This is a genomic window from Pseudonocardia sp. CA-107938 (genome assembly GCF_050936315.1).
Lineage (GTDB): Bacteria > Actinomycetota > Actinomycetes > Mycobacteriales > Pseudonocardiaceae > Pseudonocardia.
On sequence record NZ_JBNJNA010000001.1, the window covers coordinates 6,493,556 to 6,515,000 of the forward strand.

Annotated in this window: 15 protein-coding genes and 2 rRNA genes; 6 read left to right on the forward strand and 11 right to left on the reverse strand. The window is 72.1% G+C overall.

Translation table 11 applies throughout. From position 1 onward, the window contains the following. Positions 1-79 precede the first annotated feature (79 nt). The 6 genes from ACQEVB_RS32100 to ACQEVB_RS32125 all read left to right on the forward strand — a co-directional run bounded on the left by ACQEVB_RS32100 (position 80) and on the right by ACQEVB_RS32125 (position 7,950). Complete coding sequence (locus tag ACQEVB_RS32100; RefSeq protein WP_432979658.1) at positions 80-1,438, forward strand: purine-cytosine permease family protein; 1,359 nt, start codon at positions 80-82, stop codon at positions 1,436-1,438. Positions 1,439-1,443: 5 nt separating this feature from the next. Next, on the forward strand, positions 1,444-3,015 hold the full coding sequence (locus tag ACQEVB_RS32105) for a hydantoinase/oxoprolinase N-terminal domain-containing protein (RefSeq protein WP_432979661.1): 1,572 nt from the start codon (positions 1,444-1,446) through the stop codon (positions 3,013-3,015). Continuing rightward, on the forward strand, positions 3,012-4,127 hold the full coding sequence (locus ACQEVB_RS32110; protein ID WP_432979664.1) for a DUF917 domain-containing protein: 1,116 nt from the start codon (positions 3,012-3,014) through the stop codon (positions 4,125-4,127). Before ACQEVB_RS32105 ends, ACQEVB_RS32110 begins: the two co-directional genes overlap by 4 nt. After that, positions 4,124-5,230 (forward strand): DUF917 domain-containing protein, encoded by a 1,107-nt coding sequence (locus ACQEVB_RS32115; RefSeq protein ID WP_432979667.1) that lies wholly within the window; start codon positions 4,124-4,126, stop codon positions 5,228-5,230. The genes ACQEVB_RS32110 and ACQEVB_RS32115 overlap by 4 nt, the downstream gene beginning before the upstream one ends. Before the next feature lie 195 nt (positions 5,231-5,425). Beyond that, complete coding sequence (locus tag ACQEVB_RS32120; RefSeq protein ID WP_432979669.1) at positions 5,426-6,493, forward strand: DUF917 domain-containing protein; 1,068 nt, start codon at positions 5,426-5,428, stop codon at positions 6,491-6,493. Beyond that, positions 6,490-7,950, forward strand: coding sequence for a PucR family transcriptional regulator (locus tag ACQEVB_RS32125; RefSeq protein ID WP_432979672.1), 1,461 nt, complete (start codon positions 6,490-6,492; stop codon positions 7,948-7,950). Before ACQEVB_RS32120 ends, ACQEVB_RS32125 begins: the two co-directional genes overlap by 4 nt. A gap of 244 nt (positions 7,951-8,194) precedes the next feature. On the opposite strand, the gene ACQEVB_RS32130 is transcribed toward ACQEVB_RS32125, so the two are convergent. The 11 genes from ACQEVB_RS32130 to ACQEVB_RS32180 all read right to left on the reverse strand — a co-directional run bounded on the left by ACQEVB_RS32130 (position 8,195) and on the right by ACQEVB_RS32180 (position 21,207). Next, complete coding sequence (locus tag ACQEVB_RS32130) at positions 8,195-9,109, reverse strand: copper transporter (protein ID WP_432979675.1); 915 nt, start codon at positions 9,107-9,109, stop codon at positions 8,195-8,197. Further along, positions 9,106-10,314, reverse strand: a complete 1,209-nt coding sequence (steA, locus tag ACQEVB_RS32135; RefSeq protein ID WP_432979678.1) for a putative cytokinetic ring protein SteA — start codon at positions 10,312-10,314, stop codon at positions 9,106-9,108. The genes ACQEVB_RS32130 and steA overlap by 4 nt, the downstream gene beginning before the upstream one ends. A 71-nt stretch (positions 10,315-10,385) precedes the next feature. Beyond that, complete coding sequence (recN, locus tag ACQEVB_RS32140; protein WP_432979681.1) at positions 10,386-12,173, reverse strand: DNA repair protein RecN; 1,788 nt, start codon at positions 12,171-12,173, stop codon at positions 10,386-10,388. A 69-nt stretch (positions 12,174-12,242) separates the two neighbouring features. Continuing rightward, positions 12,243-13,154, reverse strand: coding sequence for an NAD kinase (locus ACQEVB_RS32145; RefSeq protein WP_432979684.1), 912 nt, complete (start codon positions 13,152-13,154; stop codon positions 12,243-12,245). Further along, the gene (locus tag ACQEVB_RS32150; RefSeq protein WP_432979687.1) at positions 13,151-13,939 is read right to left on the reverse strand and encodes a TlyA family RNA methyltransferase; all 789 of its coding nucleotides are present in this window, start codon (positions 13,937-13,939) and stop codon (positions 13,151-13,153) included. The genes ACQEVB_RS32145 and ACQEVB_RS32150 overlap by 4 nt, the downstream gene beginning before the upstream one ends. A 5-nt stretch (positions 13,940-13,944) precedes the next feature. Further along, entirely contained in the window at positions 13,945-14,106 is a 162-nt protein-coding gene (locus ACQEVB_RS32155) for a hypothetical protein (RefSeq protein WP_432979689.1), read from the reverse strand. Beyond that, positions 14,103-15,152 carry an HAD-IIA family hydrolase gene (locus ACQEVB_RS32160; RefSeq protein ID WP_432979692.1) on the reverse strand — a complete coding sequence of 350 codons (1,050 nt, stop codon included), beginning with the start codon at positions 15,150-15,152 and terminating at the stop codon, positions 14,103-14,105. Before ACQEVB_RS32160 ends, ACQEVB_RS32155 begins: the two co-directional genes overlap by 4 nt. Continuing rightward, complete coding sequence (locus ACQEVB_RS32165; protein ID WP_432979695.1) at positions 15,149-16,246, reverse strand: hypothetical protein; 1,098 nt, start codon at positions 16,244-16,246, stop codon at positions 15,149-15,151. The genes ACQEVB_RS32160 and ACQEVB_RS32165 overlap by 4 nt, the downstream gene beginning before the upstream one ends. Positions 16,247-17,637: 1,391 nt before the next feature. Further along, positions 17,638-17,766, reverse strand: coding sequence for a hypothetical protein (locus tag ACQEVB_RS32170; protein ID WP_432979698.1), 129 nt, complete (start codon positions 17,764-17,766; stop codon positions 17,638-17,640). Positions 17,767-17,852: 86 nt separating this feature from the next. Then, a 5S ribosomal RNA gene (gene rrf, locus ACQEVB_RS32175) occupies positions 17,853-17,969 on the reverse strand. A gap of 119 nt (positions 17,970-18,088) precedes the next feature. After that, positions 18,089-21,207: ribosomal RNA gene (locus ACQEVB_RS32180) — 23S ribosomal RNA — on the reverse strand. Positions 21,208-21,445 lie beyond the last annotated feature (238 nt).

Consider the following 21,445-nt stretch of genomic DNA (forward strand, 5'->3'; position numbering starts at 1 on the left):
ACGCATGGCACTCCGCCTCGTGACGGCGAGTGGCCCAGGCCATAGCGTCTGCGGTACTGGGGGACTTGGGGGAGTGCGCATGGACGAGCTCGCGGACGGATCGTCGGCTCAGCACCTGAGCCTCGGCGTGGACGACCACGCCCTGGCCAGGGTGCCCACGGCCGAGCGGTACTCCTGGTGGTCGGTGGCGGTGCAGCGGTTCGGCCAGCTGTCCGCGCTGTCCCAGTTCGTGCTGGGCGCCACGATCGGCTTCGGGATGGACTTCTGGTCGGCGGTGCTGGCCTTCACCCTCGGCGCGATCGTCCTGGAGCTGGTCTCGATCGGCGTCGGCATCATGGGGCGCCGCGAGGGGTTGCAGACCTCGGTGCTGGCCCGCTGGACCGGCTTCGGCCAGGGCGGCAGCGCGCTGGTCGGGCTCGCCATCGGCATCAGCCTGATCGGCTGGTTCGGCATCCAGTCCGCGGTGTCCGCCCAGGGTCTCGTGAGCCTGTTCGGCGGCCCGGTCTGGCTGTGGTCGCTGCTGTTCGGCCTGGCCGTCACGGCGATCGTGCTGTGGGGCTTCCTGTCGATGAAGTGGGTCGCCTACATCACGGTGCCGGCGTTCCTGATCCTCGTCGGCTGGTCGATCGGCAGCGAGCTGGCCGCGCACGACCTCGGCGCGCTGCTGGCCTCTCCCCCGCCCGGCCCGCGACTGTCGCTGCTGGAGGCGACGACGCTGGTGGCCGGCGGGTTCATGGTCGGCGCGGTGATCACCCCGGACATGACGCGGTTCAACCGCTCCGACGCCGACGTCGTCAAGCAGACCATCGTGGGCATCACCGTCGGCGAGTACCTGATCGGCCTGTCCGGGGTGCTGCTGGCGCACGCCGTCGGCTCGAGCGACGTCACGGCGATCGTGATGTCCTCGGTCGGTTGGGTCGGCATCCTGGTGATCGTCCTGGGCACGCTCAAGATCAACGACTGGAACCTCTACAGCTCCGGCCTCGGCCTGGTCAACTTCATGGGCACCGTGCTCGGCCGGCACACCCACCGCGCGCTCGCGACGCTCGCGCTCGGCGTCGTCGGCAGCGTGCTGGCCGCCGCCGGCATCCTCGAGAGCTTCACGTCGTTCCTCATCATCCTGGGTGTGGCGTTCCCACCCATCGCCGCGATCATGATCGCCGAGTACTTCGTGGTGAAGCGGTGGCGCGGCGAGCTGGAGGCGAGCCGGGCCGGCGGCACGCTGCCCGACGCGGCACCGACTTGGGTGCCCGCCACGCTCGTCATCTGGCTGGGCTCCGCCCTGATCGGCTACTTCATCGACTGGGGCCTGCCCAGCATCAACTCCCTGGTCGCCGCGTTCGTGCTGTACGTCGTGGCCGGCCGGCTCGGGCTCGTCCAGGGCATCGGCTCGAGCGCCACCTCCGACCTCGGGGAGCCCACCCCGGCGAAGGGCTGACCCGCATGCGCATCGGGATCGACGTCGGGGGCACCAACACCGACGCCGTCCTCATGGACGGCGACCGGCTGCTCGGCGCGGTGAAGGCGGCCACGACGGCCGACGTCACGTCCGGCATCGTCACGGCACTGGACGCGCTGCAGGCCCAGCACCCGTTCGAGCCGGGCGACGTCGCCGCGGTGATGATCGGCACGACGCACTTCATCAACGCGCTGGTCGAGGCCCGGCGGCTCGCGCCGACGGCCGCGCTGCGGCTCGGCCTGCCGGCGACGGCGTCCCTGCCGCCGATGGTCGACTGGCCGGAGCGGCTCGTGTCCGCGATCTCCGGGCGGGCCTACCTGGCGCACGGCGGTCACGAGTTCGACGGGCGCCCCATCTCCGCGCTCGACCCGGACGAGCTGCGCCGCCACGCCGCCGACATGGCGGCCCACGGCGTCCGCTCGGTGGCGATCAGCTCGGTGTTCTCCCCCGTCAACACCGAGTTCGAGCTGCGGGCGGCCGAGATCGTCGCGGCGGAGCTCGGCGCAGACGTGCCGATCTCGCTCTCGCACGAGATCGGCCGGGTCGGCCTGCTGGAGCGGGAGAACGCGACGATCATCAACGCCGCGCTGCGCGAGCTCGCCGCGGGCATCGTCGACGGGCTGGCCGCGTCGATCGCCGGGCACGGCATCGGCGCGCCGCTCTACCTCAGCCAGAACGACGGCACGCTGATGGACGTCGGGTACGCCCGCCGCTACCCCGTCGCCACGTTCGCGTCCGGCCCGACCAACTCGATGCGCGGCGCGACCGTCCTGTCCGGTCTCGGCACGTGCGCGGTCGTCGACATCGGCGGCACCACCACCGACGTCGGCGTCCTCACGGCCGGTTTCCCGCGCGAGGCGACCGTCGAGGTCAGCGTCGCCGGGATCCGCACCAACTTCCGCATGCCCGACGTGCTGTCGGTCGGCATCGGGGGCGGCAGCCTGGTCACCGGGCCGCACGACGCGCCGGTCGTCGGGCCGGAGTCGGTCGGCTACCGGCTCACCGACCAGGCGCTCGTCTTCGGCGGCGACGTGCTCACCGCCACCGACGTCGCGGTCGCCGCGGGACGCGCGGACATCGGCGATGCCGGCCGGGTCGCCGGCCTCCCCCGCGACCTGGTCGCCGCCACCCTGGAGCGCATCGCCGCGAACGTCGCCGACGTCGTCGACCGGATGCGGGTCACCGCCGACCCGCTGCCGGTGGTGGCCGTGGGGGGCGGCTCGATCCTGCTGCCGGAGGAGCTGCCCGGCATCGGCGCGGTGCACCGCCCGGAGAACTTCGCCGTCGCCAACGCCATCGGCGCCGCGATCGCGCAGGTCGGCGGCGAGGTCGACCGCGTGTTCGCGATCGAGCCGGGCCAGCGCGACGCCGTCGCCGACGAGGCCCGCCAGGAGGCGGTCGACCGTGCGGTGGTCGCGGGCGCCGACCCGGCGACGGTGTCCATCGTCGACTTCGACGAGGTGCCCATCCCCTACCTGCCCGGCAACGCCACGCGGATCCGCTGCAAGGCCGTCGGCGACCTCCGCATCGAGACCCCCGTGGGAGGCCGGGCATGACCCTCACGACCAGCAGGCCCGCCGACGTGTCCGACCCCGGGATGGAGCCGCTGGACCAGATCACGCTCGCCGACCTGCCGGCGCTCGCCCGCGGCGCCGCCGTGCTGGGCACCGGCGGCGGCGGCGACCCGTACATCGGGCGGTTGATGGCCGAGCAGGCGGTGCGCCGGCACGGCCCGGTCCCGCTCGTCGCGCCCGACGAGCTGCCACCCGGCGCCGTCGTCGTGCCGGTGGCGATGATGGGCGCCCCGACGGTGATGATCGAGAAGACCCCCGCCACCGAACTGGTCGGCCACGCGGTCACCGCACTCGCCGAGCACCTCGGCATCGTCCCCACGCACATCGCGTGCATCGAGGCCGGCGGGGTGAACTCGCTGTTCCCGGTGGTCGCGGCCGCCCAGCTCGGGCTGCCGCTCGTCGACGGCGACGGGATGGGCCGCGCGTTCCCCGAGCTGCAGATGGTGCTCGCGACGCTGGACGGCATCGCCGCCACCCCGATGTCGATCGGCGACGAGAAGGGCAACACCGCCATCCTGCACACCGTCGACAACCACGCCGGGGAGGCGATGGCGCGGGCGCTGGCCATCACGATGGGCTGCTCGGCGATCATCTCCAACTACGTGATGTCGGGTGCGCAGGCCAACACCGCGCTGGTCCACGGCACGTTGAGCATGTGCGTGACGATCGGCCGGGCCGTCGAGCAGGCGCGCGCGCAGCTCGCCGACCCGATCCGCGCGGTCGCGCACGCCGTCGGCGGGGAGATCCTGCACACCGGCAAGGTCGTCGACGTCTCCCGGCGCACCACCACCGGCTTCGCCAGGGGGCAGGCGGTCATCGTCTCCCCGGACGACGGCGAGCTGGTCCTGCACTTCCAGAACGAGCACCTGATGGCGATGCGCGGCGACCGGCCGCTCGTCACGACACCGGACCTGATCATCGTGCTGGACACGGACTCGGGGGAACCGGTCACCACCGAAGCGCTGCGCTTCGGGCACCGCGTCACCGTCGTCGCGGCGCCCGCCGACGAGCGCTGGCACACCCCCGGCGGGATCGAGCTGGTCGGGCCGCGGTACTTCGGGTACGACACCGATCCTGTGCGCGTCGGGTCGTGAGCTGGGAGCTGGGGCCCGCCGACCTGCCCGACCTCGCGCGCGGTGCCGCGATCCTCGGCACCGGCGGCGGCGGTGACCCGCACATCGGCCGGCTCATGGTGGCCGAGGCGATGCGCCGCCACGGCCCGGTCACCGTCCTCGATCCCGACGAGGTCGCCGACGACGCGTTCGTCGTCCCGACGGCGATGATGGGCGCACCCACCGTCATGATCGAGAAGATCCCGCGCGGCGACGAGGCGACGGCGGCGCTGCGCGCGCTGGAACGGGTGCTCGGCCGGCGCGCCACCGCGACGATGCCGATCGAGTGCGGCGGGATCAACTCGATGGTGCCGCTGCTGGTCGCCGCGCACACCGGGCTGCCCGTCGTCGACGCCGACGGGATGGGCCGCGCGTTCCCCGAGCTGCAGATGGAGACGTTCTCCGTCTACGGGATCCCGGGGTCGCCGATGGTGGTGGCCGGCGACCACGGGGAGACCGTCGTCATCGACACCGGCCGGGACAACGTCCGGATGGAGTGGCTGGCCCGCGGTGCCACGATCCGCATGGGCGGGTCGGCGCTCATCGCCGAGTACGCCATGAGCGGCGCGGACGTGCGCCGCACCGCGGTGCCGCGCACGCTGTCGCTGGGGCTGCGGCTGGGCCGCGCGGTGCGGGAGGCGCGCGAGGAGCTGCGCGACCCGGTCGCCGCGCTGGCCGAGGTGCTCTCGACCACCCTCTACGCGCACCTGCGGGTGCTGTTCACCGGCAAGGTCACCGACGTGGAGCGCCGCACCGTGGACGGGTTCGCCCGCGGCCGCGCACACGTCACGTCCTTCGACGGCACGTCGACGCTGCGCACCCGCTTCCAGAACGAGACCCTCGTCGCGGAGGTCGACGGCGAGGTCGTCTGCATCGTCCCCGACCTGATCTGCATCCTCGAGGCGGAGTCGGCCGAGCCGATCACCACCGAGGCGCTGCGCTACGGGCAGCGCGTCGTGGTCGTCGGCATCTCCACGCCCGACCTCATGCGGACACCGGAGGCGCTCGCGACCTTCGGCCCGTCCTGCTTCGGGCTCACCGAGCAGTTCCGGCCGGTGGAGGAGAGCGTCCCGGCCTCGCGCTAGGAGCGCCCTGAACGATTGGGACCTACTGCGCGACGCCCAGGCGGCGCCCTCGCGGCGTTGCGCGGACACGTCGATACAACAGCGGTATCGCCGCATCCGCGCGCCTTGCGAGGCCACCACCTGGACGCCGCTCGCTACGGCCCCAATCGTTCAGGACCCTCCTGGGCCACTTGCCGGATCTGGGACGATCCGGCGATGACCGGACCGGCGTCGCTCACCGCGGACGACGCCGCCGCGTTCCTCGTCGGGCTGGAGCTGCTCGGCGCCGGCGGCGGCGGCGACCCGGCCGTCTTCGGTGCGGCGCTGCGCCACGCGCTCGAACCCGACGGGATCCAGCTGCACGACCCGGCCGGGTTCGGCGACGCGCCGGTCGTCCCGGTCGCCGTCATGGGCGCCACCCGCGTCATGGCCGAGAAGCTGCCCAGCGGGCAGGAGATCCCCGACGCCGTCCAGGCGCTGACCCGCTGGACCGGCGTCACACCGGCCGCCGTCGTGGCCGTCGAGGTGGGCGGGCTCAACGGCGTGGTGGCCGTGCTGGCCGCCGCCGCGCTCGGGCTGCCGCTCCTCGACACCGACCTGATGGGCCGCGCGTTCCCGCGCGCCGACCAGACCACCCACGCCGTCACCGGCGGCTCCCTGACCCCGTTCGTGATGGTGGAACCGGGCGGGCGGGTCGTGCTCGTCGACCGCGTCGACCCGACCGGCCTGGAACGCGTGGTGCGCGCCGTCATCGCCCAGACCAGCGGTTGGGCCGGCTGCGCCTTCGGCACGATCCCGGCCTCGCGGCTGCAGCACGCGGCCTGCGCCGGCTCGCTGAGCAGGGCGTTGCGGTTGGGACAGGCCCACACCGCCGCCGACCCCGCCGACGTCGCGACCGCGCTCGGCGGCCGCCGGCTCGCCGCCGGGCGCGTGCTGGAGATCGCCCGACGCTCGTCGGCCGGCTTCGGCACGGCCGGCATCGCGCTCGTCGACGACCACTCGGGGGCGGTGCTGCGGCTGGAGGCCGAGAACGAGTACCTCCTCGCGTTCGCCGACGGGGAGCCGGTCGCCAGCACCCCCGACCTGCTGTGCGTCCTGAACCGCCGCACCGCCGCGCCCATCGCCGTCGACGGCCTGCGGGAGGGCGACGACGTCACGGTGCTGGTGCTGCCGGGACCGCAGTGGTGGACGGCCACGCCGGAGCGGCTGGCGCACGTCGATCCGCGCGCGTTCGGCCTCGACTGCGACCCGGTACTGATGGCGCCGGCGGAGCCGGTCCCGTGAGCGTCCGCCTCACCGCGCTGCTGGGCCACCCCGACTGGGCCGGCACCGTGGTGCTCGCCGGCGACCCGGACCCGGTCACGATCACGACGGTGGTCACCGTGACGGACCTGCGCGCCGAGCCGGCGGACGCGGCCGGCGCGCTGCTCGTCGTCGCGCTGGTGGCCGACCGGGACGACTGGCACCTCGACGCCCTGCTGCGCCGCGCCCAGGCCGCGGGAGCAGCGGCCGTGCTGCTGCCGGGCACCGAACCGTTGCGGCAGGTCAGCGCGCTGCTCGCCGAGCGGATCGGCCTGCCCGTGCTGGGCACCCCCGACCCGCTCGCCACCGGCCTCACCACCACCCGGCTGCTCCTGCTGCCCGAGCAGCTGATCGCCGACCTCGTCCGGCGCACCGCAGAGGTCTGCGCGACCGTCGCGCACGGCGTCGACGTGCTCGTCGCCGAGCTGGCCAGGGTGTGGCGGCGTCCCGTGTGGTTGCTCGACGGCACCGGTCGACGCGTCGCCGGATCGGAACCGGGTCCGGGCGACACCACTCCCCTGCTGCGCGCCGTCGCCGCCGACGGGCCGGGCGGCTCGATGCTCGCCGTCGCCGTCCCGCCCGGGCTGGCGGCCGAGGCAGCCGCGGTGTCCGCCGCGATGGCCGTGGCGACCGAGTCGATGGGGGCCCGGCTCGCACAGGAACGGCTCACCGTCGAGCGGCACGCCCGCCTGCGCACGTCGCTGCTCGGCGAGCTCGTGCAGACGACCGGCGACCCCGCGCCCGCCACCCGCCGGCGCGCCGTCGAAGCCGGGTGGCGCCTCGACGGCTGGCACCTCGGCATCCGCATTGACGTGCCAACCGGCGTCGACGCCGTCGCGATGCGTCCCGAGGTGCTGCGCGCGTTCGCCGCCGCCGGGCTTGGCGGCACCGTCGTCGAGCAGGGCTCCGGGTGGGCGGCGTGGACGACGTTCGACCACGAACCCGGCGCCGCGGAACTGCAGGCCCACGCGACCGCGGCGCGCAGCGCGCAGGGAGTGCTGCGCGACTCGCTGAACAGCGCCATGGGCGTCGGCCGGGTGCACGCGGGCACAGCGGGGCTCGTCCGCACGCTCGGCGAGGCCGGGGACGCCGCCCGGCTCGCCTCGACCCGCTCGGCGAGCGGCCACTTCGTCCACGTCGACCGGCTCGGGCTGGGCCGCATGCTCCTCGCGTGGACCCGCACCGACACGTTCCTGCCCGCAGCCCGCTCGATGGTGGACCCGCTGCTCGGCCAGCCCGGCGACCTGCTCCGCACCCTCACGTGCTACCTCGACGCCGAGTCCTCCCTCACCGACACCGCCGCCGAGCTCGGCGTGCACCGCAACACCGTCGCGGCGCGGGTCGCCAGGGCCCAGGAGCTGGTCGGCGTCGACCTCACCGACCCCGACGAACGCCTCGCCCTCCACCTCGCTTGCCGCAGCGTCCTGTTCCACAGCTGAGCCCTCGCACGGCCCCGCGAGTCGCGGAAACCGCGCCCGCGAGTCGCGGAGATCGTGCCGGCGAGTTGCCCGTCTCAGGACGGCGAGTTGCCCCTCTCGGGACCGCGAGTTGCCCCTCCCTGGACGGCGAGTCCGCCGGCCAGGGACGGCGAGTTCCCCGGACCGGACGGCGAGTTCCCCGGACCGGACGGCGAGTTCCCCGAACCGGGACGGCGAGTTGCCCGGACCGGGACGGCGAGTCCGCTCAGGCCTTCGGCGACGCCCCGTCCGACGCGGTGGCGGCGACGCCGTAGCGCCCGGCCCGGCCGTCGACCTGCTCGCGCAGGGCCAGCACGGCCGACACGCGTCCAGTGCCGGACTGCACGTCGTCGACGGTGGAGACGCCCTTCGTGATGCCGGGGTCGGCCCGCGCCACCCCGACGACACCGGTCGCGTCCGCCGACCCGGTCCGCCCGACGAGGACGGCACCGCGGCCGAGCCGGTCCAGCTGCGCCGTGAACCGGGCGACGACGGCGGCGGCATCGCCGGCGTCGACGCCGAGCAGGGCGCCACCGGTCACCACGAGCACGAGGTCCGCGGGCCCCGGCACGTCACCGGGCGCGACGAAGCCGGCTGCCGCCAGCCCGCCGAGCACGCTGCGCGCCCCGTTCTGGTCGGCGCCCGGCCCGAGCAGGGTGCCGCCGACGAGTCCGCCGACGATGCTGCCGGTGTCCGCCGCGGCCGGCAGCTGCGCGCCCGACGGGAGGAGCCGGGCGGCGAGCTCGCGCAGCTGGTCGCCGCGGGCGGGGTCGCCGACGGCATCGGTCAGCGCGACGGTCCCGGCGATCGCGCCGCCACCCTGCTTGATCAGACCGGTGAGGGCGACGACGTCGGTCGGGTCGGCCGCGGACGTCACGAGCAGGACGCGCTGCCCCTGCAGGACGCCCCGGATGGCGGCCGGCCCGACCCGCTCGGCGAACTCGTCGGCCGACCGCGCGGCCGCGGCCAACCCGTCGCGTTCCGCGGTGACCGTAGTGAGCTGGTTCTGCAGGTCCGCGTTGCGGTCGGTCACGGCGCCGAGCACCCGGCTGGAGACACCGCCCGAGCCGAGCAGCAGCCCGACGGCGAGCGCGATGAACACCGCCGCGATCGAGACGATGTGCGTCCGCAGCGAGATCACGCGAACCAGCCCTTGACCACGCCGATGAGTCCGCCGACGAGCGGGCCGACGTACGAGTCCCAGGTCGTCGCGAGCCAGGCGAGCAGCGCGTCCCCGATGTCGGTGACGGCGAGCGCGCCGAGCACCGCCGCAGCGCCGGCAGCGACGAGCAGCAGGATCACCCCGACCGAGATCCGGCTGCGGTACAGCATGGCGATGACGCGGCCGTCGACGAGCGCGCCGCCCAGTTGCAGCCGGGTCAGGAACGTCGACGCGTTGCTGCCGGAGCGACCGCGGTCGAGGAACTCCGTCAGCGTCGCCGACAGTCCCACGGTGACGACGAGCGCGGCATCGTGGTGCGCGGCCAGCAGCAGCGCCAGGTCCTCCTCGTTGGCCGAGCTGGGGAACGTGACCGCGCCGACGCCGAGGTCCTGCACTCGTGCGAGGCCGGGCGCGTGCCCGTCGGGGAACGCCGGCACGACGACGTCGGCGCCGCCCGTGAGGGCCTCGTCCGAGACGTGGTCGGGGTTGGCGACGACCAGGTCGGGCCGGTGCCCGGCCTGCAGCAGCGCATCGGCGCCGCCGCCCACCCCGATGAGCACCGGCCGGTACTCGCGCACGTAGCTGCGCAGCGCCGCGAGGTCCTTGGCGTGGTCGTACCCGGCGGCGACGACCAGCACCTGCCGGCCGGCCAGCTCCACCTCGACGTCGGGCACGCCGTCGCCGTCGAGCAGCAGCTGGCGTTCCCGCTGCATGAACTCGGTGGTGTTGGCGGCGAACGCCTCCAGCTGGTGGGTCAACCCGGCCTTCGCCTCGACGAGCGAGTCGGCGACCGAGTCGGCGTCCTGCTCAACGCCCTCCGCGAGCTTCAGCTCCCCCGCGTACACCGCGCCGTCGACGAGCCGGATGCGCGCGCCGTCCTTGATCGTGTGCAGCGCGTCGGCGCCGACGCCGTCGACCAGGGTGATGCCGGCGTCGACGAGGATGCCGGGGCCGAGGTTGGGGAACCGCCCCGAGATCGACGGGGCCGCGTTCACCACCGCCGCCACCTGCGCGGCGACGAGCGCGTCGGCGGTGGCCCGGTCGAGGTCCACCTGGTCGAGCACGGCGATCTCGCCCGGCTTGATCCGGCGCAGCAGGCTCTCGGTGCGCCGGTCCACCCGCGCGGTGCCGGCGAGTCCCGGCAGCTCCGCTCGGGTCCGGTTCATGAGACCGGACAGCTTCATGCGCGCACCTCCATGCGCGCACTGTGACACCCGCGCCACCCTGCGCCCGGCAGAAACGCCGGGCATGGACCTCACCGGGCGGCAGCTGCCTTCGTTCGGGTGGTGCCCTGTGCCCGATCGGCTGCGCGGTGGGCGCGCGCGGTCTCCAGCAGCTCCTCGGCGTGGGCGCGGCCGGTGTCGGTGTCGTCGAGGCCGGCCAGCATGCGCGCGAGCTCGGCGATCCGCTCCCCGTCGGGCAGGGTGCGCACCCGGCTGTGGGTGACGGTCTTCCCGCGCTGCTTGTCGACGACGAGGTGCCGGTCGGCGTACGCCGCGACCTGCGGCAGGTGCGTCACGACGATGACCTGGTGCCGGCTCGCGAGCCGGGCGAGCCGCCGCCCGATCTCGACGGCGGCGCGCCCGCCGACCCCGGCGTCGACCTCGTCGAACACCATGGTGGGCACCGAATCGGTGCCGGCGAGCGCCACCTCCAGCGCCAGCATGACGCGCGACAGCTCGCCGCCGGACGCCCCCTTGTGCAGCGGCTGCGGGCTGGCGCCGCCGTGGGCGACCAGCCGCAGCTCCACCTCGTCGACGCCGTCGGCGCCGGCCGCGAGGGTGGCCGCGCCCACCGTGAGCGCGTCCGCGGCGCCGGGCTCGGCCTCCCGCGGCACGACCACCACCGACAGCCGCGCGTCGGGCATCGCCAGGCCGGCCAGCTCGGCCGTGGTGGCCTTCGCCAGCGTCGCGGCCGCCGCGGTGCGAGCGGCCGTGACGGCGGCGGCGTGGCCGGCCAGCTCCGTGGCCAGCTCGTCGCGTCGCGCGGCCAGCGCGGCCAGGGCCTCGTCCGACGTGTCGAGCCCGGCCAGCCGCTCCCGGGCCTCGTCCGCCCAGGCCAGCACCCCGTCGACGTCAGCGGCGTACTTGCGGGTGAGCGCCTTCAGCTCGGCCTGCCGGGACAGGATCTGCGCGAGCCGCTCGGGGTCGGCGTCGAGCCGGTCGAGGTAGCCGGTGAGCTCGGCCCCGACGTCGCCGAGCAGGGCCAGCGCCTCCCCGAGCCGGGCGTCGAGCGCCGTCAGCTCGGGGTCGCCCGCCCCGGACAGCCGGTGGCGCGCCTCGCCGACCAGCGCCAACGCGTCGGGATGCTCGGGATCGGACCCGTCCTCGCCGCCCACCAGAGCGGCCTGCGCGGCCGCCGCGACGGCGCGCAGGTCGTCGGCCGCGGCCAGCCGCTTGGCGAGGTCGACCAGCTCGACGTCCTCGCCCGGCTGCGGATCGACGGCCTCGATCTCGGTGAGGCCCAGCCGCAGCATGTCGGCCTCCTGGGCCATGCGGCGGGTGTTGTCGCGCCGTTCGGCCAGCTCAGCGGTCGCCCGCTGCCACTGCGCCCGGACGTCGCGGTAGCGCTGCAGCGGCTCCAGCACCGGCGCGCCCGCGAACCGGTCGAGCAGCGCTCGCTGCTCGGCGGGCCGCAGCAGCCGCAGCTGGTCGTTCTGCCCGTGGACGGCCAGGCTGGCCTCGGCCAGCCGACCGAGCACGCCGGCGGGCACCGAGCGGCCGCCCAGGTGAGCGCGCGAGCGCCCGTCGGCGCCGACGGTGCGCACCGCGATCAGCTCGCCGTCGTCGACCTCGGCGCCCACCTCGTCGGCCAGTGCCTGCGCCGCAGGGTCAGCGGTGAAGCGGCCCTCGACGACCGCGCGGGCCGCGCCGGCCGCCACGCGCGACGGGTCGGCGCGGCCGCCGCCGAGCAGCATCAGGCCGGTGACGACCATCGTCTTGCCGGCGCCGGTCTCGCCGGTGAGCACCGTGAGCCCGGCGTCGAGCTCCAGGGTGGCGTCCTCGATGACGCCGAGGCCCTGGATCCGCATCTCGGCCAGCATGGCTCGCAGGGTACGGACACCCACCGACACGATCGCGACGCACCCGCGGCGTGTCGCCCGAACATACGTTCAATCGCTGGGCGCGCCCCGCCAGCCGCGGATCGGCAGGTCGAACTTGCGCACCAGCCGGTCGGCGAACGGGCTCCCGTCCAGCCGCACCATCCGCACCGGGGTGGCACCGCGGGTGATCTCGACCCGCGCCCCCGGCGGCAGGGTGAACGTGCGGCGGCCGTCGCAGTCCAGCAGCGCGTGCGGACCGGACGCGTCGACCTCGATCGCCACCTCCGAGTCGGGCGAGATCACCATCGGCCGCGCGAACAGGGCGTGCGCGTTGCTCGGCACCAGCAGCAACGCCTCCACCTGCGGCCACACCAGCGGCCCGCCCGCCGAGAACGCGTACGCCGTGGACCCGGTGGGGGTCGCGCACAGCACGCCGTCGCAGCCGAACGCCGACACGGGGCGCCCGTCGATCTCCAGCACCACCTCGAGGATCCGTTCCCGGATGCCCTTCTCGACGGTCGCCTCGTTGAGCGCCCAGGTGCGGGCGAGGATGTCGCCGTTGGAGCGGGCGACGGCGTCGAGCGTCATCCGCTCCTCAATCGCGTACCCGCCGTCGACGAGCGCGTCGAGCGCGGTGGGCAGGAGGTCCTGCTCGGTCTCGGCGAGGAACCCGATGCGGCCCAGGTTGACCCCGAGCAGCGGGGTGCCCACCGGCCGGGCCATCTCCGCGGCCCGCAGGAGCGTGCCGTCGCCGCCGAGCACGAGCACGACTTCGGCGCCCTCCGCGCACCCCGGACGGCCCTCGACGATCCGCGGCGTCAGCTCGTCGGGCAGGCCCTCGCAGTCGACCTCGGCCCACTCCGGCCCGATCACGCGCAGCCGGATGCCGTCCTTCGCGAGCCGCTGCGCCACGGTGGCGGCGACCCGGCGGTTCGTCTCCCGCCCGGAGTGCAGGACGACCAGGATCTCGCGCACCGTCATTCAGGTCCTTCCGCGACCGCCGTGGCCAGCACGCCGTCACCGGCGTCGGGTCCGGTGCGGTCGAGCTGCAGGAAGTACTCCACGTTCCCCGACGGGCCGGGGAGCGAACTCGCGACAGCGCCGCGGACGGCGAGCCCCAACCCGCGAGCGGCCTCGGCGACCTCGGTCAGCGCCGCCAACCGCAGCTCGGGGTCGCGCACCACGCCGCCGGGCGGCAGCCGTCGTCCGACCTCGAACTGCGGCTTGACCATCGGCAGCAGCGTGCCCGTCGCCGTGGTGCAGGCCAGCAGCGCCGGCAGCACGGTGCGCAGGGAGATGAAGGAGAGGTCCGCGACGGTGAGATCGGCCGGCTCGCCGATGTCGTCCAGGCTCAGCGTGCGGACGTTGGTGCGGTCGTGCACCCGCACCCGCTCGTCGTTGCGCAGCCGCCACACCAGCAGCCCGTACCCGACGTCGACGGCGACCACCTCGGCCGCACCCCGCTCCAGCAGCACGTCGGTGAAGCCGCCGGTGGACGCGCCCGCGTCGAGGCAGCGCAGCCCGGACGGCGACACCCCGAACGCATCGAGCGCTCCGAGCAGCTTGTGCGCGCCGCGCGACGCCCATTCACGCTCACCGGAGGCGACCACGATCGGGGTCTCCCGCCCGACGACCGTGGTCGGCTTGCCCGCCGGCATGCCGCCGACGGTGACCTGACCGGCCGCGATGAACTCCGCCGCCTGGTCGCGGGTGGCGGCCAGCCCGCGGCGCACGAGCTCGGCGTCGAGCCGGGCCCTCGTGGCCACCGCGGTCACGCCGAGCCGGCGGAGCCGGCGGCCAGTGCGTCGCCGAGTGCGGTGTGGATGCGTTCGAACACGTCGACGTGCTCGGCCAGAGGCCGTTCGGCGAGGCCGTCCAGCCCGGCGAGAGCGCGGGCGACGGAGTGGCCGTCGTCCGGCAGGGGATTCGTCATCGAGCAGCTCCCGGTGCGGTGGCGTCATCAGCCACGGTAGCCGAGGTCGCCCCGTCGCCGCCGAGGCCCAGCTCACGCAGCGCGGCCGCGGCGTCGTCGCCGTCGGGTCGTACGGTCGTCGGCCCCTCGCCGGCGGCCCAGTGCGCGGCGCAGAGCGCGCGCAGGGCGGCGAGCGGCTCGCCGGCGCCGGAGAGGACGAGCCCCGCCCCGTTGCGGTCCGCCGACCAGCCGTCCTGCGGCCCGATCCGCAACACCTCCGACGCGTCGACGAGCGCGGACATGTCCGCGGCGACCAGGTCGGGACGCTGCGCCGCCGGCGCAGCCAGCAGGTCCGCCGCCGTCGACACCCCGGTCAGGACGAGCAGCGTCGGCATCCCGGCGGCGCGTCCGCCCTCGATGTCCGTGTCGAGCCGATCGCCGATCACGAGAGGTGCCTCCGCTCCCGTGCGCCGGGCGGCGTCCCGCAGCAGGGTCGGCGCCGGCTTGCCCGCGACCTGCGGGGACAGCCCCGTCGCCGTGCGCAGCGCCGCCACCATCGAGCCGTTCCCGGGAAGCAGGCCGCGCTCGGTCGGCAGGGTCGCGTCGACGTTGCAGGCCACCCACACGGCGCCCGCACGCAGCGCGATCGCGGCCTCCGCCAGCTGCGCCCACCCCGTCTGCGGGTTGTGGCCCTGCACGACGGCCACGGCGCCGGCGGCCTCCTGCACTGGCACCAGGCCGACCCCCGCCACCTCCTCCGCCAGCGCGTCCGTGCCCACGACCAGCACCGACGATCCCGCCGGCAGCTGCTCGGCCAGCATCGCCGCCGCGGCCTGCGAGCTGGTCGCCACGTCGGCCGGTTCCGCCGGGAAGCCCAGCTCGGCCAGGTGTGCGGCGACCTCGGCGGGGCGGCGCGAGGCGTTGTTCGTCACGTACGCGGTGCGAACACCGTGCTCCGCTGCCCCGCGCACCGCCTCCACCGCCCCCGGAACCGCTGCCCGCCCGGCGTACAGCGTGCCGTCGAGGTCGGCGAGCAGCACGTCGTGCTGGTCGCGCAGGGGCGTCACTGCTTCGGCTCCTCGCTGTCTGTCGTGCCGCCCGCGTCGGAGTCCGGCAGTTCGGCGTCGGGAGCATCGATCTCGCTGCTGCTGGCCGGCTCGGCGGTGCCGGCCGTGTCGCCGTCCTCTGCGTCGACCTCATCGCTGCCGGACGGCTCACCGTCAGGCTCGACGGTGTCGGCCACAGCCGTTTCGCCCACCTCGGTGCCCGGTGCCTCGGCATCGGGCGGCTCGACGTCACCGTCGGGCAAGGCGCCCTCGCCGTCGGCCTCCTCGCTGTCGGTCACGTCCGTCGACAGTTCGCCGGGATCGCCGTCTCCGGCCTCCTCCGGCGCGGATTCCGCACCGTCGCTCGGCGACGGCTCGTCGGCGACCAGGTCAGCGAGACCCTCGGCGTCCGGCAGGAAGTCCACCTCGTCCGCCTGGCGAGGCTCGCCGGTGAGTTCGGCGACGCGGTCGGCGGCGTCGGTCTCGTGCTCCTCGTCGGCGTCGAGCGCGTGCACGAACCACTCCACGGCGTCGCCGGTGCGACCGGCGGCGAGGAGGTTGTCGGCGTAGGCGTAGAACAGCCGCGCCGACCACGGGTCCCGCCGCTTCGCGTCCAGCTCCGGGACCTGCAGGGTCACGACCGCCGCGTCGAGCTCGCCCAGGTCACGCCGCGCACCCGCCAGGACGATCGTCAGCTCGATCGCCTCAGCAGGATCGAGCTCCTTCACCTCCGGGCCGCGGGCGATCTCCACGGCGCGCTCCGGCCGGCCGAGCGCGCGCTCGATGTCGGCCATCACCGCGAGGTGCCCCGGGCCGCCACCCATGCGTCGCGCCGCGCGGAGATCGCTCAGCGCCTCAGCCCACTCACCCGCGTGGTACGCGGCGATGCCCGCGGCCTCCCGGACGATCGCGATCCGCGACGCCCGCTGACGCGCGTAGCGGGCGTGCTGCAACGCCAGCTGGGGGTCGTCCTCGAGTGCCTGCCCCGCCGCCACGAGGTGCCGGGCGACCAGCTCTGCCGTCTCCTTCTGCAGCCCGCGCAGGTCGCGTCGGGCCGCGGGGTCGAGGTCGCTGGGCTGGATCTCGTCCGGCAGCGCCGGTCCGCTGTCCCGCACCGGACGGTCGTCCCCGCGCCGCGTGAACGTCCGGTCGCCGTCCCGGGGTCCGCGGGCTCCGCTTCCTGGACGGTCCCGCTCGCCGCGGTCACGGAACGGCCGGTCACCACCGCTGCGCGGCCCGTCTCCACGGTCGCGGTACGGCCGAGCCCCACCGGTTCGCTCGCTGTCGCTGCGGTCGCGCTGCGGACGGTCGCTGCTGGTGCGCGGCCCGCGGTCGTCGCCGCGGTCGCGCCACGGCCGGTCACCACCCGTCCGGGGCCCGCGGTCCTGCCACGGCCGATCGGTGCGATCACCGCCGGCGCGTGGGCCACGATCGTCGCCACGGTCGCGGTAGGGCCGGTCGCCGCGCGGACCCCGATCGTCGCTGGGCTCGCGGTACGGACGATCCCCGCCGAACCGTGCGCCACGGTCGTCGGTCCGGTCGCGGTACGGCCGGTCCCCACCCGAGCGGGAGCCACGATCGTCGTTGCGGTCCCGGAAGGGCCGGTCGCCACCGCGCGAGCCACGGTCGTCACTGCGGTCGCGATACGGCCGGTCACTACCCGAGCGGAACCCGCGGTCGTCGCCCCGGTCGCGGTAGGGCCGGTCGCCACCGCGCGAGCCACGGTCGTCACTGCGGTCCCAGTAGGACCGGTCACCGCCGCGCGAGCCACGGTCGTCACTGCGGTCCCGGTAGGGCCGGTCGCCACCGCGCGAGCCACGGTCGTCACTGCGATCGCGGTAGGGCCGGTCACCACCGCGCGAGCCACGGTCGTCACTGCGGTCCCGGTAGGGCCGGTCACCACCGCGCGAGCCACGGTCGTCACTGCGATCCCGGTAGGGCCGGTCACTACCACGCGAGCCACGGTCATCACCGCGGTCCCGGTACGGCCGGTCACCACCAGAAGGGAAACCACGGTCTTCGCCGCGGTCCCGGTACGGCCGGTCACCACCACGCGAGCCACGGTCGTCACTGCGATCGCGATACGGCCGATCACCGCCCGAGCGGAAACCGCGGTCGTCGGCACGGGACGGCCTGTCCCCGCGCGATCCCCGGTCATCCTTGGCGCGCTCACGCCAAGGCCGGTCGCCACCACGTGCACCGGGGTCGCTGCTCCGCCGGTACGGCCGGTCGCCGCCGGCCCCACGGTCCTCGTTGCGGTCCCGCCACGGCCGGCCGGTGCCGCGATCGTCGTTGCGGTCGCCGGAGGGGCGGTCGGTGCGGTCGACGCGCGGGCGGTCACCACCGACGCGGTCCTGCCAGCCGCCGCCTCGGCGGTCGTCGCCTCGGTCGCGGCGTCCGCCGGCGGATCGGGAGGCGCCTCCGCGTGCAGCAGGGCCGCCACGGTCGCCCTCGTCGCGTCGTGGACGGTCCCGCCCACCGTCCCGGGGGCGGCCTCGCTCGTCACTCACCCGTCCAGGATGACGCGCCCAGCCCGATCCTGCGCGGCTCTCACCACGCCCACGATCATTGCCTTGACCTGTTCGACCCGAACGATCTCCCGACCCGGTGCGCTCATCGCCTCGCGGGTGGTCATCGCCGGAACCATCCGCGATACTCACTGACCAAGGATACAAAAGTGGGCCCCCGCTACTGCGGGGGCCCACTCTCGTTCACATTTGATGTCGGCGGCGACCTACTCTCCCACACCCTACCGAGTGCAGTACCATCGGCGCTGGAGTGCTTAGCTTCCGGGTTCGGGATGGGACCGGGCGTTCCCACTCCGCCATAACCACCGACAACACTATCCACAAATCAACCCCAACACCCACACCCAACAAAAGGGTGTCGATGTTCGGGCCGTGAGCACCACCACAGTGGTGTGCTCAGGGTCGCATAGTGGATGCAATAAACAAGTTGTGGTCAAGCCCTCGGCCTATTAGTACCAGTCAACTCCACCCCTCACGAGGCTTCCATCTCTGGCCTATCAACCCAGTGGTCTACTGGGAGCCTTACCCACTCAAGGTGGTGGGAGACCTCATCTTGGAACGAGCTTCCCGCTTAGATGCCTTCAGCGGTTATCCCTTCCGAACATAGCCAACCAGCCGTGCCCCTGGCGGGACAACTGGCACACCAGAGGTTCGTCCATCCCGGTCCTCTCGTACTAGGGACAGCCTTCCTCAAGTCTCCAACGCGCGCGGCGGATAGGGACCGAACTGTCTCACGACGTTCTAAACCCAGCTCGCGTACCGCTTTAATGGGCGAACAGCCCAACCCTTGGGACCTACTCCAGCCCCAGGATGCGACGAGCCGACATCGAGGTGCCAAACCATGCCGTCGATATGGACTCTTGGGCAAGATCAGCCTGTTATCCCCGGGGTACCTTTTATCCGTTGAGCGACACCCCTTCCACAAGGAGGTGCCGGATCACTAGTCCCGACTTTCGTCCCTGCTCGACCCGTCGGTCTCACAGTCAAGCTCCCTTGTGCACTTACACTCAACACCTGATTGCCAACCAGGCTGAGGGAACCTTTGGGCGCCTCCGTTACTCTTTGGGAGGCAACCGCCCCAGTTAAACTACCCACCAGGCACTGTCCCTGAACCAGATCATGGCCCGAGGTTAAGACATCCAATTCGACCAGAGTGGTATTTCAACAACGACTCCACAACCACTGGCGTGGCCACTTCACAGTCTCCCACCTATCCTACACAAGCCGAACCGAACACCAATACCAAGCTATAGTAAAGGTCCCGGGGTCTTTCCGTCCTGCCGCGCGTAACGAGCATCTTTACTCGTAGTGCAATTTCGCCGAGTCTGTGGTCGAGACAGCGCCCAAGTCGTTACGCCATTCGTGCAGGTCGGAACTTACCCGACAAGGAATTTCGCTACCTTAGGATGGTTATAGTTACCACCGCCGTTTACTGGCGCTTAAATTCTCCGCTTCGCCCCCAAAGGGACTAACAGGTCCTCTTAACGTTCCAGCACCGGGCAGGCGTCAGTCCGTATACATCGTCTTACGACTTCGCACGGACCTGTGTTTTTAGTAAACAGTCGCTTGGGCCTGGTCTCTGCGACCACCCACCGCTAGCCCGCAAGGAGCTTCACAGCAGATGGTCCTCCTTCTCCCGAAGTTACGGAGGTATTTTGCCGAATTCCTTAACCACAGTTCACTCGATCGCCTTGGTATTCTCTACCTGACCACCTGTGTCGGTTTAGGGTACGGGCCGCAACAGCACTCGCTAGAGGCTTTTCTCGGCAGCATGGGATCACTCTACTTCGCCTCAATCGGCTATGCATCACGTCTCACCCTTATATGACACCCGGATTTGCCTGGATGTCGGGCTACACGCTTACACCAGGACAACCAACGCCTGGCGGAGCTACCCTCCTGCGTCACCCCATCGCTTGCCTACTACCGGATCGGATCCCACGCTCCCCCCACAACCCAACCCGAAGGTCAGGAAGGAGGTTCGGATGGTTAGCATCACCGGCCTCGACACGGACGCACTGTCACGAGCACGGGAATATCAACCCGTTGTCCATCGACTACGCCTGTCGGCCTCGCCTTAGGTCCCGGCTCACCCTGGGCGGATTAACCTGGCCCAGGAACCCTTGGTCATCCGGCGGCAGAGGTTCTCACTCTGCATTCGCTACTCATGCCTGCATTCTCACTCGCACACCCTCCACAACTCGATCACTCGGCTGCTTCACCGGATGCACGACGCTCCCCTACCCAACACCACGACTACACCCCCAGGACAAACCCCGGGGCGGATCTCTTGTGGCATTGCCACGGCTTCGGCGGTGCGCTTGAGCCCCGCTACATTGTCGGCGCAGGACCACTTGACCAGTGAGCTATTACGCACTCTTTAAAGGGTGGCTGCTTCTAAGCCAACCTCCTGGTTGTCTGTGCGATCCCACATCCTTTCCCACTTAGCGCACGCTTAGGGGCCTTAGCCGGTGATCTGGGCTGTTTCCCTCTCGACTACGAAGCTTATCCCCCGCAGTCTCACTGCCATGCTAGAAATACCGGCATTCGGAGTTTGGCTGAGATCAGTAAGCTTGTCGGCCCCATAGCCCATCCAGTGCTCTACCTCCGGCATCCACCACACAACGCTGCACCTAAATGCATTTCGGGGAGAACCAGCTATCACGGAGTTTGATTGGCCTTTCACCCCTACCCACAGCTCATCCCCCAGGTTTTCAACCCTGGTGGGTTCGGGCCTCCACGACGTCTTACCGTCGCTTCACCCTGGCCATGGGTAGATCACCCCGCTTCGGGTCTATACCCCGCGACTCACACGCCCTATTCAGACTCGCTTTCGCTACGGCTACCCCACACGGGTTAACCTCGCCACGAAGCATAACTCGCAGGCTCATTCTTCAAAAGGCACGCCATCACCAACCCCGAAAGGCCAGCTCTGACGGCTTGTAGGCACACGGTTTCAGGTACTCTTTCACTCCCCTCCCGGGGTACTTTTCATCTTTCCCTCACGGTGGTACTAGTCCGCTATCGGTCACCAGGGAGTATTTAGGCTTACCGGGTGGTCCCGGCAGATTCACAGCACATTCCACGAGTACGCTGCTACTCGGGGACAAGACCCAAACCACTGCAGACGTTTTCGCGTACGGGGCTCTCACCCACTACGGCGACCCTTTCCAGAAGTCTTCCACTAACGCCCACATGACTTCGCAGGCCGGCGAAGTCCACGGCCCAACCCACAACACCCCACCGCAGCGCCTGCCGGCTTGACGGTAAAGGTTTAGCCACATCCGCTTTCGCTCGCCACTACTCACGGAATCACGGTTGTTTTCTCTTCCTGTGGGTACTGAGATGTTTCACTTCCCCACGTTCCCCCCAACACCCTATTTCATTCAGATGTTGGTAATACCCCATGACGGGTACTGGGTTTCCCCATTCGGACACCCTCGGATCACAGCTCGGTTGACAACTCCCCGAGGACTATCGCGGCCTCCCACGTCCTTCATCGGCTCCTGATGCCCAGACATCCACCATGTGCCCTCAACAACTTGACCACAACAAGATGCTCGCATCCACTATGCAACACTCAACACACCACCACACAAGCCACTCACCACACCCGCCACCACCCCCACACCCTCACGAGCAGGAAGCGTTAGACAAGCCGAGCAACCGGCGGCACCAAGAACACAACCCCAACCTCCAGGGTGTCTTCTCAGGACCCAACAGTGTGCCAAGCCAACCAGCCCCGAAAGACCAGCAACGTTCAACCAGAAATGATTTTGTGTTCCA

Bases quoted from the DNA above. Each gene is read 5' to 3' on its own strand.
- steA (WP_432979678.1), bottom strand. From the start codon at position 10,314: ATGAAGCTGTCCGGTCTCATGAACCGGACCCGAGCGGAGCTGCCGGGA.
- ACQEVB_RS32120 (WP_432979669.1), top strand. From the start codon at position 5,426: ATGACCGGACCGGCGTCGCTCACCGCGGACGACGCCGCCGCGTTCCTC.
- ACQEVB_RS32145 (WP_432979684.1), bottom strand. From the start codon at position 13,154: ATGACGGTGCGCGAGATCCTGGTCGTCCTGCACTCCGGGCGGGAGACG.
- ACQEVB_RS32170 (WP_432979698.1), bottom strand. From the start codon at position 17,766: ATGACCACCCGCGAGGCGATGAGCGCACCGGGTCGGGAGATCGTTCGG.
- ACQEVB_RS32100 (WP_432979658.1), top strand. From the start codon at position 80: ATGGACGAGCTCGCGGACGGATCGTCGGCTCAGCACCTGAGCCTCGGC.
- ACQEVB_RS32155 (WP_432979689.1), bottom strand. From the start codon at position 14,106: ATGACGAATCCCCTGCCGGACGACGGCCACTCCGTCGCCCGCGCTCTC.
- ACQEVB_RS32105 (WP_432979661.1), top strand. From the start codon at position 1,444: ATGCGCATCGGGATCGACGTCGGGGGCACCAACACCGACGCCGTCCTC.
- ACQEVB_RS32110 (WP_432979664.1), top strand. From the start codon at position 3,012: ATGACCCTCACGACCAGCAGGCCCGCCGACGTGTCCGACCCCGGGATG.
- recN (WP_432979681.1), bottom strand. From the start codon at position 12,173: ATGCTGGCCGAGATGCGGATCCAGGGCCTCGGCGTCATCGAGGACGCC.